We start from the raw sequence: 14,615 nt of genomic DNA, 5'->3' as shown, positions 1-14,615 counted from the left end.
CAATGGCAATTGCACGACGCCGGATCGGCCTCGAGGAAGGCCGCGCGGCACTGGCCGCATGGCAGGCCGCCGTCGGGCAGGGCACTGCGGGACCGGAAACGGGTCCGGGGACGCCGCCGTCGCGCACAGTGCTGGCCACCGCGGTGCGTTACTCGCTGGAAGAACTCACCGCACGAGCCCCGGGTAACTCCGTGGAAGTCAGGGTGCCGCCGTTCGGTGTGACCCAGTGCGTGGAGGGCCCCCGGCACACGCGTGGCACCCCACCGAATGTCATAGAGTGCGACGCCGCCACCTGGCTCGCGATGGTCACCGGCCGCTTGGCGTGGTCCGCCGCCGTCGACGCCGGCCGGGTAGCCGCGTCGGGCCTGCGCGCCGATTTGTCGGAGCTGCTGCCGCTTTTCGCAAGTTCTTAAGTAACCGATCGCCCCACGGCGGGGCCGTGGGGCGATCAACTGGAATGGTGCGTGGTGCCTAGTCCGGACTGACCGAGGGGCTCCGGTGTTGGCCCGGTTTGATCATTTCGAACTGCGGTATCGCGTCGGGGTTCGGGCCGCCCCGGAACTTCGGCGAAGGCTCGCGTCCTTCGCTGAGGCGCTCGATTTCCTGTTCTTCGAAGACGTCTTCGGCTCCGAGCATGATGGCGGAATCCTCGTTGGTGATTTCACCGTTGAAAGCGCGGACCATGACCGAACGGTCGAACTGGCCCTCCCATTTCGCTACGACGAACGTAGCCACACAGTTGCCAAGCAGGTTGACGACGACGCGCATGGAGTCCATGAGCCGGTCGGCACCCAGGAGCAGCGCGACGCCGGCGACCGGGAAGATGCCCAGTGCGGCGGCTGTGGCCGAGAGTGCCAGGAAGGACGAACCGGGTACGCCGGCCATGCCCTTGGACGTCAGGAGCAGGACACCCAGGGCCGCCAACTGCTGGCCGAGGTCGAGGTGGTGGCCGAAGGCCTGGGCCAGGAACAACAGCGAGATCGAAAGGTAGATCGCGGCGCCGTCGAGGTTGAAGGAGTAGCCCGTGGGAACAACCAGGCCGGTGGTGGCCCGGGAGCAACCGGCGTTGGTCAGCTTGGTCATGATCCGGGGCATGACCGCCTCGGTGGATGCCGTGCCCAGCGCGAGGAGGAATTCCTCACGGGTGTACTTCAGGAACTGCCACAGGGGCACCCGGGCGAAGCTCCAGGCGACGAGGAACAGCAGGCCGATGAAGACGATGGCCGCCCCGTAACAGGAGGCGATGAGGAGCGCATAGGTCCCGAGGGTATCGAGTCCGTACTGGCCGATGATGAACGCCATGGCGCCGAAGGCACCGATGGGCGCCACTTTCATGATCCAGGACATGATCTTGAAGATCAGTTCCAGGACGGTTTCCATGAGGCTGATGACCGGGAGGCACCGCTCGCGGCCGATGACGACGATTGCCGCGCCGAAGAACACCGAGAAGAAGAGGACCTGGAGCAGGCTGTTGCTGGCGAACGCGCCGATCACAGACGTGGGAATGATGTCCAGGAGGAAGGAAGCCGCATCCTTGGGCGGCGCAGTCCCGGTCTTTGCGTTGAGCGCATCCTGGGAGAGAGTGCTGGGATCGATGTGGAGTCCGGCTCCGGGCTGGACGAGGTTTCCCACGATCAGGCCGAAGACCAGGGCAAAAAGCGTGGCGCCGGTGAAGTACAGGAGTGCCTTGACCCCGACCCTTCCGACCGCCTTGACGTCGCCCACTGCCGAGATACCCGTGACGATCACGAGGAAGATCAGCGGAGCGATGATCATCTTGATGAGTTGAATGAAACCATCGCCCAGTGGCCGAAGGGCGGACCCGATGTTCGGCCAGAAATGGCCGATGAGTACACCTGCGACGACGGCGATCAGAATTTGGAAGAAGAGCGACTTGTACAGTGGCTTCTTCTTCCGCGGAGCCGAACTCGCCTTCAGCGCCGCAGAGTCTGGGATCTTCATTGATCTGAACCAATCAGTTTGGGAACAGCCCCTGATTTGGGGGGTTGTTTTCAAATGTAATCCCGATCACTTCATTCCACAAGGGGAAATTCAAATTTCACAATGCGGAATAAGCGAAATCAGTGCTGCGCTTCCTCGCCCGCCTTGTCCGTGAAGATCCTGAACCCACGAAGTGGGTCGAAGCCGTGGACTTCCCGCGTATCGAGAGCCTCCATGAACTCCAGCGCCTGGCTGGTGATGACCTGGCCCGGGACAAGGATGGGGAAGCCCGGAGGGTAAGGCGTGACGAATCCGGCCGAAACAACTTCCTCGCCTTCCGCGACCCTGGCCTTGAGGTCTCCCGCGGACAGGTAGGTGGTTGATCCATCCTTGTAGCTCTCGAAATAGGCGGCACGGATGTCCCCATCAGGACTGAGCGGATCGCGCCGGTAGCGGTCCGCGAAGCTGCTGAAATCGGGCAACGGCGGAGTGGTTCCCGTGAGCCCCGCGGCGAGACCTTCGTCTGCCGTTTTCCTCGCCGGCCGTTCCTCTTCGAAGGACTCTGCCAGCTTGACGAGGACTTCGATCAGGTAGGCGACAGCGCTGCGGGAGGTGCCGATGTTGGTCATGAACAGCACGGTGTTACGTGACGTCTTGTTGACTTGGATGCCGTGCTTGTCGGCGAGGTACCGGTGCCGGAAAGTATCGCCGTCGATCCCTGTCCGGCTGATGTCCAGCGTGAGGCGGCTGGGGTCGACGACGAACTCGTCGTGCAGCCAGGCGTCCGCCAGTGCCGCCAGCCCATCCCGGAGCGGCATGGCACTGCCGGTTTCCCGATAGGGTGCCGCAATGAGGTCCCTCGACGTGAGGACCCGGAAGTATTTCTTCAGTAGGGGGTGGCGGGCCACTGCCTGGGCAACGATGGTTGCCAGATCCGCCTGTTTCTGCACCAGGCCGAAACCCTCAAGCTCCACCTGGCGGCGGCCGATGTCGAGCGAAGCAAGGATCTGGTAATTGGGCGACGTGGAGGTGTGGGTCATATATGCTTCGCGAAATGACTCTTGGTTATGCTCGCTGAAGTCTTGGTCGAAGACATGGATCATGGATCCCTGACGTAGCGAGGTGAGGGTCTTGTGGGTGGACTGCGTGGCGTAGACGCGCAGCCGCGCTTTCGCTGGATCCGGAATAAGCCGGGTCTTCAGCCAGAGTTCATCGTCGGCGGGCGCACCCGTCACTGGATCGTGGAGAGATGCCGCTTGTTCGGCGTGCCTGGCGGCATAGCCGGGATCACTGAATGAGGCCTCAAGCTTCCTCGCCGCGGCCATGGCCGTCCTGCGCCGAAAGACGGGGTGGGACCGGGCGAAGGCGAACCAGGCCTCGTCCCAAAGGAAGACGAGGTCCGGTTTGATGGCCAGGCATTCTTCCATGACGCGTTCTACGTCATAGACGATGCCGTCGAAGGTGCAGTTGGTCAAAGTGATCAACTTGACTTCATCCAAGCGCCCGGCACGTCGGTAGGCCAGCAACCGGGCCTTGATCGTGGCCAACGGCACGGCACCGTAGAAGGCGAACTTGTCCAGCGGGTAGGCGTCCAAGTAGGAAACCCGGGCTCCCGCGAGGACGAAAGCGTAGTGATGGGATTTGTGGCAGTTGCGGTCGACGAGGACCACATCCCCTGGAGCAAGGATGGACTGATGGACGATCTTGTTGGCGGTGGATGTTCCATTGGTGACGAAGAAGGTTTTCTGGGAACCGAAAGCCCGCGCCGCCAAGTCTTGGGCCTCCTTGATCGATCCGTGCGGATCCAACAGCGAATCGAGGCCTCCCGACGTCGCGGACGTCTCGGCCAAGAGGAGGTTCATGCCGTAGAAATCGGCCATGTCGCGGATCCAGGGCGAATTGCCCACCGAGCCACCGCGGGAGATCGGCAAGGCGTGGAAGACGCTGGCCGGCCGCCGGCTGTATTCCTGCAGTGCGGTGAAAAACGGAGTCCGGTACCGCTCGGCAACACCCGACAACAGCGACAGATGCAGGTCGAGATTGTCCTGCCTGCGGAAAATCCTCCGGAACCGCTTCGTCAGTGAGCCCGCGAGGCTCTCCATGGCCACACCGGCTACCAGGTACACGTCCAGTTCGGGGCGCAACTCGGAGATCTGCTCGGCAAGGCTGAGGAACCTGCCCAGCGGTGGCATGCCCGCAAGGTCAGTGCCCACGAGGCCGGCAAGGTATTTCCTCAGGTCGCGGCCAAGCGGCTGGCTGCTGGCGATGCTGAATCCCGGGCGGAGAATGCACGCTTGGATGGCTGGGTTCAGGACCAAGGCAACCAGCGCATCCTCGTAGCTGGGAACCACGATGAGTTCATAGGTGAAGGCATCGGACGGCCTCCGCTGGGCCAGCAATTCCGCTTTCAGCGCTTCGGCTTCTTGTTCAGTCATGTCGTCGACAAACAGGACATCGAACCGGGGACGCTCCCTCGCCGGCCGCCGCTCCCGGCCGTCTTCCGGGACACCCGAAATAGAGCGCTCCGCCCCGGACTGCCCTGGTTCTTGGCCGACCCGGTCCGGGCTGACCGGTCCCGGGCTGGCTGGACGCGGACCTACTGGTCCCGGACCGGCGGAAGGCATCAGGTGCGCCATTCCGCGGATCATGCCCAATCCGGCGTCGTAATCGCCCGAATCCATGCAGTTTAGTAACGGCGCCAACGCGGCGAGCCCCGGCCCCGCCCAATACAGTTCCATGGCCTGAAGAAGGCGCAGCGCCTGGACGGCTTGATCCTGCAGTCCGGAGAGCGACTGCATTCCCTGTCCTCCCTTTGCCAGCTGCTTGAACGCGTACCCGAGAAACTCCCACGCGTCAGCGCGCGAACGCCACGCGCTGCTGGGCGTCTGGATGTCCTGCCTTGGAGGTTGGCTGTTCACGTGGCTTCGCTTGCTCGGAGTGGTTTCCGTCGTCAGGGTGGCGCTGCTGTTTCGGGGCGTGATGCCGGGCAAAGTGGTTCCGCTTTCCATCAATTCGTTGTGCATCAGGAGCGTCGGCCGCCCTGGGAGAAGGAACCGGCGACGACGGGAAGGTCGCCAGTGTGGCCGCGCCGGGCCTCGGCTGCCTCCAGGATGCGTTTGCGGCAAGCGAACCAGCCGGCAATGAGGAGGGGTATCAGGAGCAGAAGGGAAGCGAGGACCCAGCGCCCCGTCTCCGAGAAGCCCATCGTGACAAGAACGAAGGCGAGGAAGGCGAGCGTGAGGTATGAAGTGAAGGGGGCTCCGAAGAGCCGGAATGACGGACGAACGGCCTTGCCGAGCCTGACCCAGGCCTGAAGCTTGATGTGGCACAGGATGATGGTTGCCCAGCCGCCGATGATCCCGATCGCAGAGACCTCGAGAACGATCTCGAACACTTGGGACGGCACGAGGGCATTCAGGCCGACGCCAAGCAGAGTGATCACGGCTGTCAGCAGGATGCCGCCATAAGGCACCCCCGATTTGCTCATCCTGGCGGTGAACTGTGGCGCGGAGCCATTGACCGCCATCGACCTCAAGATCCGGCCCGTGGAATAGAGGCCGGCGTTGAGGCTCGACAAGGCGGCTGTCAGGACAACGAAGTTCATCACCGATGCCGAAACGGCCGCGGCATGGGGATCTCCGAGATGGGAAAAGAAGGTGACGAAGGGCGATTCGCCGGATTTGTACGCCGTGAACGGCAAGAGCAGCGAGAGCAGCACCACAGAACCGACATAGAAGAGCGCAATCCGGAAGACGACCGTGTTGACGGCCTTCGGCATCACCCTTTCCGGATTGGCAGTTTCGCCTGCAGCCGTACCAACAAGTTCAATCGCGGCATACGCGAACACGACGCCGCTGATCGCCAGCAAGGGCGCTACGGCACCGGTCGGGAAAGCTCCGCCGTGGTCCAGGATCACGCCCAGCCCTGGAACGCCGATGTCGGTCTTCCCACCAAAGACGATGAAGCAGACCCCGACGACGAGGAAGGCTACCAGCGCGGTCACCTTGATCAGGGCGAACCAGAATTCCATCTCGCCGAAGATCTTCACGGAGACGAGGTTCAGGGCCAGCACAATGACAAGGGCGCAAAGGGCGATAAGCCATTGCGGGATCGTTTGCAGCGGCTCCCAGAATTGTCCCCAGAACTTGACGTAAAGCGCCACGGCCGTGACATCGACAATCGACGTCATGGCCCAGTTGAGGAAGTACAGCCAGCCGGCCGCATAGGCCATCTTCTCGCCATAGAACTCCCTGGCATAGGACACGAACGAACCCGAGGAGGGCCTGTGGAGGACCAGTTCGCCGAGGGCGCGCAGAATCAGGAACGCAAAGAACCCGCAAAGGGCGTAGACGAAGATCAAGGCTGGGCCGGAACCGTTCAATCGGCCACCTGCCCCCATGAAAAGGCCCGTTCCGATCGCTCCACCGATGGCTATCATTTGGATCTGCCGCGGCTTGAGCGTCTTGTGGTACCCGGCCTCCTCGCTCGAAAAGTCCTGCGCCGAGGTTGAACGGTCGCCAAGAAGCTCCCGGTTGTTTTCCAGCGAATCAGCGGGATCAAGCCCGGCAATCCGAGCCCCGGCGATCGGGCTTGGCGCAGGCGAGTTCAGTGTGCGTTTCATTCCAGGGGTCTCCTTTGACTCCGGTTCCGCGGGTGCGGCTGCATGCTCCAGAACTTGTCCCCCGGCTTGAGTGTTGGATCACAGCTGCACTGCTGGATCGTCAGCGCGGGGACGGAAAACAACTCTAGGTTCCAGCGGAAGGGAAGGAACTGTCTGGCCAGCTAAATTCGCCGGATCCCCGTTGTGCGCGAATAACAACTCCGTTCCGCCTGAGTGCGAGTAATGTTCATGGCTGTGAGCGCGGCTAAGCCGCTTAGAGGAAGTGAATACGGGTGGCACCCCTTGAATCTGCCGAGCATGTCATTGGCGCCATGCTCAGCGACATACTTGAAGACATCGGCGTCGACAACGGGCAGCTGCTGGTTCCTCCCGGAATGGACAATGGCACGGTTCGTGAAACCGTGATCGTGGACGCCGAGGACGAAACGGCCGTCCAACGCGGGAGCTTGGTCTTGCTGATCGGAGTCCGGGGTCGCGCGGCATTGCCGAGCATCCGGAAGCTGATTCCGGACTACCCCGCCGCCGTCGCGGTCAAAGGGAGCGAGGAGGAACTGGACGCCGTCCGGGAAATGCTGCTTCCCACCGGAATCGGCCTGATTGCCGTGTCTCCCGCAATGAGCTGGGGCACGCTGGAGAGTATCGCCAAGGACCGCATCCAGGAGCCGGCACTTTCCACGGACGCGTCCACGATCATCCACCGGGATCTTTTTGCGATCGCCCAGACCACCGCCACCCTGACCAACGGCCACGTCGTCATTGAGGATCCCGCAAACCGCGTCCTGGCGTATTCACCGGCCTCCAACGACGTCGATGAACTACGCAGGCTCTCCATCCTGGCCCGACGTGGACCCGAACGCTACCAAAAACTGTTGAAAGAGTCCGGGGTCTATAAGCACCTGCAAGCGGCCGAAGCTCCCATCCACATGGAAGCCAACCCGACGGAAGGCCTACGGGAACGGGTGGCCATCGGGATCCACGCGGGCAACCGGATCCTGGGGTACATCTGGCTTCAAGAAGGGAAGGAACCCCTCGCTCCCAACACGGACAAACTCATGGTCGGAGCTGCACGGCACGCGGCGATAGAACTGGTCCGGCACCGCAACGAACAGTCCCAGGCACTGCGGCGCGACAGGATCTCCAGCCTGCTCAGCGGCACTCCGCAGATCCACTCCCAGGCACAGTCCGCGGGCATCGATCCATCCAAGCCGGCGGCCCTCGTCCTGATTTCCGCCAAAGGCGACGACGAGTCCGCGGCGGGCCTACAACTGCGGCGCGGCGAGTTGGCGAATGTGGCATCGATCCATGCGGCGGCCTACCGACCAGGTGCTGTGGTGGGAGCCATCGGCCTGGAAATAGCCATGATTCTTCCCGATCTTGACCCAGTGAAGTCCCCGCCGGCCATCAACCGCCTCATCAACCTCATTGTCCGGGACGCAAGGGTCCACCTGCACTGCCAGGTGCAGGCCGCCGTCGGACCCGTCGTCGAACGCCTCGATGCATTGCATGGCACCCTGGAGCATGTCCGCAGTGTACTGAAGGTCCTGGAAAGCACACCCTCAATCCATGTGGCGTCCTACGCCGACGTGGAAACAACCGTTTTGACCAAGGAATTGCTGGAGCTTCTGGCGTCAAGGACCGACCTTCGGCACGGAGGCATCACCGTGCTGTGCAAGCGATACCCCGAGTTCGCTACAACGCTATTGACCTACCTTGAATTCTTCGGCGATGTGAACCGGTGCGCAGAGGAACTGGCCGTCCACCGGAATACGGTGCATTACCGCCTGAGGCGTGCGTGCGAAGTGGCGGGCATCGACCTCCAGTCCGCAGAGCAACGGTTGCTCGCACATCTTCAGCTCAGGCTGTGGACCCACTCCGAAGGACGGAACTAAGTAGCATGGACCTCCAGAATCTCCTTGACGACATTGTCGGCACGGTCCGGCCCTTGCTCGGCCAAGGAGCACCTGCCGACTACATCCCGAGCCTGGCCGCGGTGGATGCCAAGCAATTCGGCATTTCCGTGGCAACCGCCAACGGCGACGTGTTCTCCTCCGGAGACGCCGACGTGCCCTTCTCCATCCAAAGCATTTCGAAGGTCTACGCCCTCGCCCTCGTGCTCGCTGGCGATGGCGACCGGATCTGGAAGCGCGTGTTCAGGGAGCCTTCAGGCAATCCATTCAATTCCTTGGTGCAGCTGGAACATGAGGACGGAATTCCGCGGAATCCGTTCATCAACGCCGGCGCCCTTGTTGTCACGGACAGGCTGCTCAGCATCGCGGGCAGCTCGCCATCTCCCGTCCGGGAATTGCTCCGCCAAGAAAGCGGTAACAACTCCGTCGATACGGACCCCGAAGTGGCAGCGTCGGAGGCGGCCAACAGCCACCGCAATGCCTCGCTGGCACACTTCCTGGCGAGCTACGGGAACCTGGAAAACCCCGTGGAATCGGTCCTCGAGGCTTACATCAGCCAGTGCGCCCTGGAAATGAGCTGCACCGACTTGGCCCTGGCGAGCAGGTTCCTGGCCAACAACGGGCTGCGCGGGAACGGCACACCGCTGCTGTCCCCGTCCCAGACCAAGAGAATCAACGCCGTGATGCTCACGTGCGGCACCTACGACGCCGCCGGCGAATTCGCCTACCGCGTAGGACTCCCTGGAAAGAGCGGAGTGGGTGGCGGCATTGTGGCAGTGGTACCCAACAAATGCACCATCTGCGTCTGGAGCCCCGGCCTGGGACGATCCGGGAATTCACTCGCGGGCGTTGCCGCCCTCGACGAGTTCACCACCCGCACGGGCTGGTCGATTTTCTAGCCGCGGCCCACGAACGGCATTCCCGCAGCGGTCACCACCACGGAGCCGACATTGGCCGACGCCGGCATGTTCGCCATCATGAGCACCGCGCGGGCAGCGTCCTCCACGGGAAACATCGGCTCCACGCGCCTGCTTCCATCGGCCTGGAGTGCCCCCGAGCCCACGCCGATGGTGTCCATGATCTCGGTGCGTGTGTTGCCGATATCGATCTGCCCGCACGTAATGCCATACGGACGCCCGTCCAGCTCGATGCTCTTGGTCAGGCCGCTCATGGCGTGCTTGCTCACGGTGTACGCGACGGACAATGGCCGCGGCGAATGGGCTGAGATGGAGCCGTTGTTGATGATGCGTCCGCCTTGCGGCTCCTGCGCCTTCATCGTCCGGACGGCCTCCGCTGCGCACAGCATGGATCCGGTGACATTCACGGACAACGTGGCATTCCAATCGGCCACGCTGATCTCGTCCACACCCCCGGAAGGGCCGAAGATGCCGGCGTTATTGAACAGGACATCAACCCTCCCCCAACGCCGGCGGGTCGCCTCGAAAAGGCGCGCGACGTCGTCGGGCACTGTCACATCGCACGGCACCGCAAGCGCCTCGGGGTGGCCGTTGGCAGTCTCGAGAAGCTGCGCTTCCCGCCGGCCGGCGAGGGCAACGCTGTAGCCCTCCGCCAACAGAAGCCGGGCAACTGCCCGCCCGATCCCGGAGCCGGCTCCGGTGACGACGGCCACCCGGGGCCGGGTGGGGATGGTTTCGCTCACGCGGTTCTCCTGTTTGTCGGGCTAGTGCGCGGCGGGAGCATCCGCCGTCGTCGTGTCCGTTGTGGTCAGGGGCCAGCCTATGACGGTCTTGGGGCGCGGTGTGGCGTAGGTCCGGACCTTGGACGTGGACAGTCCCAGGCGGACGAGCGATTCGGCGATGGTCACGGCTGCGGCCACGCCGTCCACCACCGGAACGCCGCAGCGTTGGCGGATCTGTTCGTCGAGTCCTGCCATGCCGCCGCAGCCGAGGACGATGACCTCGGCCTTGTCGTCACGCACGGCTCGTTCGGCCTGTTCCACGATGGCCTCGACTGCGCGTTCCGGGTACTCCTCGAGTTCCAGCACTGCCATGCCGCTCGCGCGGACGGATGCACAGCGGTCGTCGAGGCCAGCAAGCTTGAGGCGGTCCTCGATGAGCGGGACCGCGCGGTCCAACGTGGTGACCACGGAGTATTTGTGCCCGAGGAACATCGCGGTGCTGGCCGCGGCCTCGGTGATGTCGACCACCGGAACGTCGAGGAGCTCCTGGAGTCCCTCGCGGCCGTGCTCGCCGTAGCCGGCCTGGATGACGGCGTCGAACGGTTCGGGGTAGTTGACCACGCGGTCCATCACGGCGATGGCCGCGAGGTAGCTTTCAAAGTTCCCTTCGCACGAATCGGCGCCGAACCGCGGGGTGATGCCGATGATCTCGGTTCCGGGAGCCGCGACGCTTCGCGCCTGGGCTGCGATGGAGTCGGTCATGGATTGGGTGGTGTTGACGTTTGCGACGAGGATGCGCATGTGTTCCTCCTGGATAGCCCAACTAACTCGCAGTTGTTGTCATTTTGACGGGCGAAAACGACAACAACTGCGAGTGAGTTGAATATTAGTGGTTGCTGACGACGGCGATCGGCTCGCCGGAGACGTCGGTGTGCTGCTGCTTCTTGTCCGCGAACACGTAGTAGCACAACGCCCCGATGCCTGCGCCGAAGAACCAGGCGAACGGTGCCGCGGCCTCCAGTGCGGGAACGAACGCGATAAGGATAGCGACGACGGCGGCCGGAACCATGGCGGCGATCGCCCTGGGGTTGACGCCTCGCTTGTAGAAGTAGGTGCCCGAAGGGTGGTCCGTGTAGAGATCGAGGACGTTGACCTTGCCGCGGCGCAGGAGCCAGTAGTCGGCCATGACGACGCCGAACAGCGGGCCGAGCAGCGCGCCGAGTCCGCCCAGGAAGTACACGATCACGAGGGGGTTGTTGTAGAGGTTCCACGGCAGGATGATCAGGCCGATGGTACCGCTGACCCAGGCTGCCTTGCGGAAGTTCAGGTGCTTGGGGAAGAGGTTGGTCAGGGCGTAGACGGGTGCCACGAAGTTCGCCATCAAGTTGACCGCGATGGTCAGGATCAGCAAAGCGAGGCAAGCCAGGACCAGGAAGAGCGTGTTGGGGATGCTCTGCACGATGTCCGAGGGGCTTTCAATGATCTTGCCGTTGATCTTGTACTGGCCGCCGGCCATGATCACCACGATTGCGCCGAAGAGGAGCATGTTGATGGGGATGCCCCAGAAGTTGCCACGGACAATCGACTTCTTGGACACCGAGGAGCGGGTGAAGTCACAGAAGTTCAAGACGAACGTGCCGTAGATGGAGACCCAGAGCGCGCCGCCGGCAAAGATCGTGCGCCACATCTCGCCGCCTTCGAGGCCCTTGATGCCGGACCACTGGATGGCACCCCCGGCCTCCACGAAGACCCAGATGGCAATGGCCAGCATGGTGGCGAGAATGATGGGGCCTGCGAAGGCCTCGTACTTTCGGATCATTTCCATGCCGAAGCTGACAATGACCAACTGGACAATCCAGAGCGATACGAAAGCGATCCAACCAAGGGTGGACAGGCCGAGGATCGAGTTGGCGTCCATCTCCTTGAGCCCGGGGAACATGGCGACAAGCATGACGCGGAGCACCACGGAGGCAAGGTACGTCTGGATTCCGAACCAGGCGATGGCCACGGCCCCGCGGACGAGGCTTGCCAGCTGGGCGCCCCGGATACCGAAGCTGATCCGGCTCATGACCGGGAAGGGAACACCGGTCTTCTGGCCCATGAAACCGGAGAAGGTCAAGAGGGTGAACAGCAAGACGGCGCCGATGCCCAGGGCCACGAGGATTTGCCACCCGCCCAGGCCAAGGGAAAAGAGGCCGATCGCAAAAGCGTAGTTGCCAAGGCTGTGGACGTCGTTGGCCCAGAGGGTGAAGATGCTGTAGCTGGTCCAGCGCCTACCCTCCTTCTTGGTAGGGGCGAGGTCGAGGTTATAGAGGGTGGGGCTGATGTCTCGGCCCGCTGCGACGGACGCCACATCGCACAGGGTTTCATTTCCTACTGACGGATGGACCGAACTGCCTGGCAGGATGGTCTGCTCCGGAGCCGTTGTGACGCCGACTGGGGGAGTCGATTGCATCGTGGATCTCCACTTCTTTGTGGTGCTGCAACTAGGCTTCCGAGACGCTGTGAGAGGAGTTAAAGCTTTTCGCATCGTGGAATCTAGTTATTGAATAGTGAAATAACTGTATGAGCTAGGTCACCTTTGGTCAAGGGCCAAGCTCCCGACGGCGGTCACAAACGGCAGCGTGGGCGCCGCGGGACCCCATGGGCGCTAGTCTCCGCGGGACGAGATTGACGCTTGACGAACGCATGGCTAATCTCGAATTACAGAATTTTATTCTCACAATACGAAATTTCTATGCACGGTTCAGCGCGCACCACAGTGCAAGCGCCCAGACATTCAATGAAGAGAGGTTGGACGTGGCTGCAGGAGAAGAGACCTCACACATCCTTAGCGGGTTGACTTCCCAGCTGCCTGATCGTGATCCGGAAGAGACTGCCGAGTGGGTTGAGTCTTTGGATGCGTTGATCAGGGAGCAGGGCACGGAGCGGGCGCAGTTCATCATGCGCAGCCTGCTTCAGCGGGCGGGGTCCCAGTCGGTGGGGGTGCCGATGGTGACCACCACCGATTACGTGAACACGATCCCGGCGGACCAGGAAGCGGAGTTCCCGGGCAACGAGGAATTCGAGCGCCGGTACCGGGCGTACATGCGCTGGAACGCGGCCGTGATGGTGCACCGGGCGCAGCGGGCGGACATCGGGGTGGGCGGGCACATTTCCACCTATGCCGGGGCCGCGACCCTGTACGAGGTCGGTTTCAACCATTTCTTCCGCGGCAAGGACCACCCCTCGGGCGGGGACCAGGTCTTCTTCCAGGGCCACGCGTCCCCGGGCATGTACGCCAGGGCGTTCATGGAAGGCCGGCTCTCGGAGGAGGACCTGGACGGGTTCCGGCAGGAAAAGTCCAAGCAGGGCCACGCCCTTTCCTCCTACCCGCACCCGCGACTGATGCCCGCGTTCTGGGAATTCCCCACCGTGTCCATGGGCATCGGCCCGATGAACGCGATCTACCAGGCCCAGTCCAACCGCTACCTGCACGACCGCGGCCTGAAGGACACCAGTGACCAGCAGGTCTGGGCGTTCCTGGGCGACGGGGAAATGGACGAGCCCGAGTCCCGCGGCCTGCTCCAGCTCGCCGCGAACGAGAACCTGGACAACCTGAACTTCGTGATCAACTGCAACCTCCAGCGCCTGGACGGACCGGTCCGGGGCAACGGGAAGATCATGCAGGAACTGGAGGCGTTCTTCCGCGGCGCGGGCTGGAACGTCATCAAGGTCGTCTGGGGCCGGGAATGGGACGAGCTGCTGGCCCGCGACACCGACGGGTCCCTGGTGAAGATCATGAACGAAACCGTCGACGGGGACTACCAGACCTACAAGGCCGAATCCGGCGGGTTCGTCCGCGAACACTTCTTCGGGAAAACCCCGGCCACCAAGGACATGGTCGCGGACCTGGACGACAACCAGATCTGGAACCTCAAGCGCGGCGGCCACGACTACCGCAAGGTCTACGCCGCGTACAAGGCCGCGGTCGAATTCAAGGGCAAACCCACCGTGATCCTGGCCAAGACCGTCAAGGGCTACGGACTCGGACCCCACTTCGAGGGCCGCAACGCGACCCACCAAATGAAGAAACTCACCATGGAAGACCTCAAGGAATTCAGGGACTACCTCAGGATTCCGATTTCAGATGCCCGTTTGGAAGAGGATCTGTACCGTCCCCCGTATTACCACCCCGGCATGGACGCACCCGAGATCGCCTATCTCCTTGAGCGCCGAGCTGTACTGGGAGGTTCGGTCCCCGAACGGCGTTCCAACCATGCGGCCATCGAGCTGCCCGACGCCAAGACTTTTGACGTTGCCAAACGGGGAACCGGCAAGCAGCAGGCCGCCACCACCATGGCCTTCGTCCGCCTGCTCAAAGACCTGCTCCGCGACAAGAAATTCGGGCACCGGATTGTCCCGGTCGTCCCGGACGAATCCCGGACCTTCGGCATGGACGCGTTCTTCCCCACCGCGAAGATCTACAACCCCAAGGGCCAGAACTACCTCTCCGTGGACCGGGACC

At 62.8% G+C, this 14,615-nt stretch carries 10 protein-coding genes; 4 read left to right on the top strand and 6 right to left on the bottom strand.

The features are described from left to right. Positions 1-2 precede the first annotated feature (2 nt). On the top strand, positions 3-413 hold the full coding sequence (locus QRN51_RS13265) for a sterol carrier family protein (RefSeq protein WP_284990327.1): 411 nt from the start codon (positions 3-5) through the stop codon (positions 411-413). A gap of 58 nt (positions 414-471) precedes the next feature. On the opposite strand, the gene QRN51_RS13260 is transcribed toward QRN51_RS13265, so the two are convergent. The 3 genes from QRN51_RS13260 to QRN51_RS13250 all read right to left on the bottom strand — a co-directional run bounded on the left by QRN51_RS13260 (position 472) and on the right by QRN51_RS13250 (position 6,562). Further along, entirely contained in the window at positions 472-1,962 is a 1,491-nt protein-coding gene (locus tag QRN51_RS13260) for a cation:dicarboxylate symporter family transporter (RefSeq protein ID WP_284990326.1), read from the bottom strand. A 119-nt stretch (positions 1,963-2,081) separates the two neighbouring features. Continuing rightward, positions 2,082-4,949, bottom strand: coding sequence for an aminotransferase class I/II-fold pyridoxal phosphate-dependent enzyme (locus tag QRN51_RS13255; protein ID WP_284990325.1), 2,868 nt, complete (start codon positions 4,947-4,949; stop codon positions 2,082-2,084). Positions 4,950-4,963: 14 nt separating this feature from the next. Then, positions 4,964-6,562 (bottom strand): amino acid permease, encoded by a 1,599-nt coding sequence (locus QRN51_RS13250; RefSeq protein ID WP_284990324.1) that lies wholly within the window; start codon positions 6,560-6,562, stop codon positions 4,964-4,966. A gap of 272 nt (positions 6,563-6,834) precedes the next feature. Here QRN51_RS13250 and QRN51_RS13245 point away from each other — a divergent pair, with 272 nt between their 5' ends. Next, the gene (locus QRN51_RS13245; protein WP_284990323.1) at positions 6,835-8,451 is read left to right on the top strand and encodes a PucR family transcriptional regulator; all 1,617 of its coding nucleotides are present in this window, start codon (positions 6,835-6,837) and stop codon (positions 8,449-8,451) included. Between the two features lie 5 nt (positions 8,452-8,456). Then, positions 8,457-9,368, top strand: coding sequence for a glutaminase (locus QRN51_RS13240; RefSeq protein WP_284990322.1), 912 nt, complete (start codon positions 8,457-8,459; stop codon positions 9,366-9,368). Here QRN51_RS13240 and QRN51_RS13235 read toward each other — a convergent pair. From QRN51_RS13235 to QRN51_RS13225, 3 genes are all read right to left on the bottom strand, one after another. After that, positions 9,365-10,129, bottom strand: a complete 765-nt coding sequence (locus QRN51_RS13235; RefSeq protein WP_284990321.1) for an SDR family oxidoreductase — start codon at positions 10,127-10,129, stop codon at positions 9,365-9,367. The two genes, QRN51_RS13240 and QRN51_RS13235, sit on opposite strands and share 4 nt — an antisense overlap. A gap of 21 nt (positions 10,130-10,150) precedes the next feature. Next, positions 10,151-10,909 (bottom strand): aspartate/glutamate racemase family protein, encoded by a 759-nt coding sequence (locus QRN51_RS13230; protein WP_284990320.1) that lies wholly within the window; start codon positions 10,907-10,909, stop codon positions 10,151-10,153. A gap of 85 nt (positions 10,910-10,994) precedes the next feature. Continuing rightward, a complete protein-coding gene (locus tag QRN51_RS13225; protein ID WP_284990319.1) occupies positions 10,995-12,563 on the bottom strand; it encodes an NCS1 family nucleobase:cation symporter-1 in 1,569 nt (522 codons plus the stop codon). A gap of 344 nt (positions 12,564-12,907) precedes the next feature. Between QRN51_RS13225 and aceE the strand changes: the two genes are divergently transcribed. Next, positions 12,908-14,615, top strand: a 1,708-nt coding sequence (gene aceE, locus QRN51_RS13220) for a pyruvate dehydrogenase (acetyl-transferring), homodimeric type (RefSeq protein ID WP_284990318.1), incomplete at its 3' end; no start/stop codon positions are given.

This window comes from Arthrobacter sp. efr-133-TYG-120 (genome assembly GCF_030209785.1).
In the GTDB taxonomy this organism is placed as follows: Bacteria; Actinomycetota; Actinomycetes; order Actinomycetales; family Micrococcaceae; genus Arthrobacter.
Note: the sequence above shows the minus strand (reverse complement) of the source record. Positions and strands in the feature narration are given on the sequence as shown.

Excerpts from the sequence above, each read along its gene's own strand:
- QRN51_RS13240 (WP_284990322.1), top strand. The coding sequence starts at position 8,457 with ATGGACCTCCAGAATCTCCTTGACGACATTGTCGGCACGGTCCGGCCC.
- QRN51_RS13255 (WP_284990325.1), bottom strand. The coding sequence starts at position 4,949 with ATGGAAAGCGGAACCACTTTGCCCGGCATCACGCCCCGAAACAGCAGC.
- QRN51_RS13260 (WP_284990326.1), bottom strand. The coding sequence starts at position 1,962 with ATGAAGATCCCAGACTCTGCGGCGCTGAAGGCGAGTTCGGCTCCGCGG.
- QRN51_RS13250 (WP_284990324.1), bottom strand. The coding sequence starts at position 6,562 with ATGAAACGCACACTGAACTCGCCTGCGCCAAGCCCGATCGCCGGGGCT.
- QRN51_RS13225 (WP_284990319.1), bottom strand. The coding sequence starts at position 12,563 with ATGCAATCGACTCCCCCAGTCGGCGTCACAACGGCTCCGGAGCAGACC.
- QRN51_RS13230 (WP_284990320.1), bottom strand. The coding sequence starts at position 10,909 with ATGCGCATCCTCGTCGCAAACGTCAACACCACCCAATCCATGACCGAC.
- QRN51_RS13265 (WP_284990327.1), top strand. The coding sequence starts at position 3 with ATGGCAATTGCACGACGCCGGATCGGCCTCGAGGAAGGCCGCGCGGCA.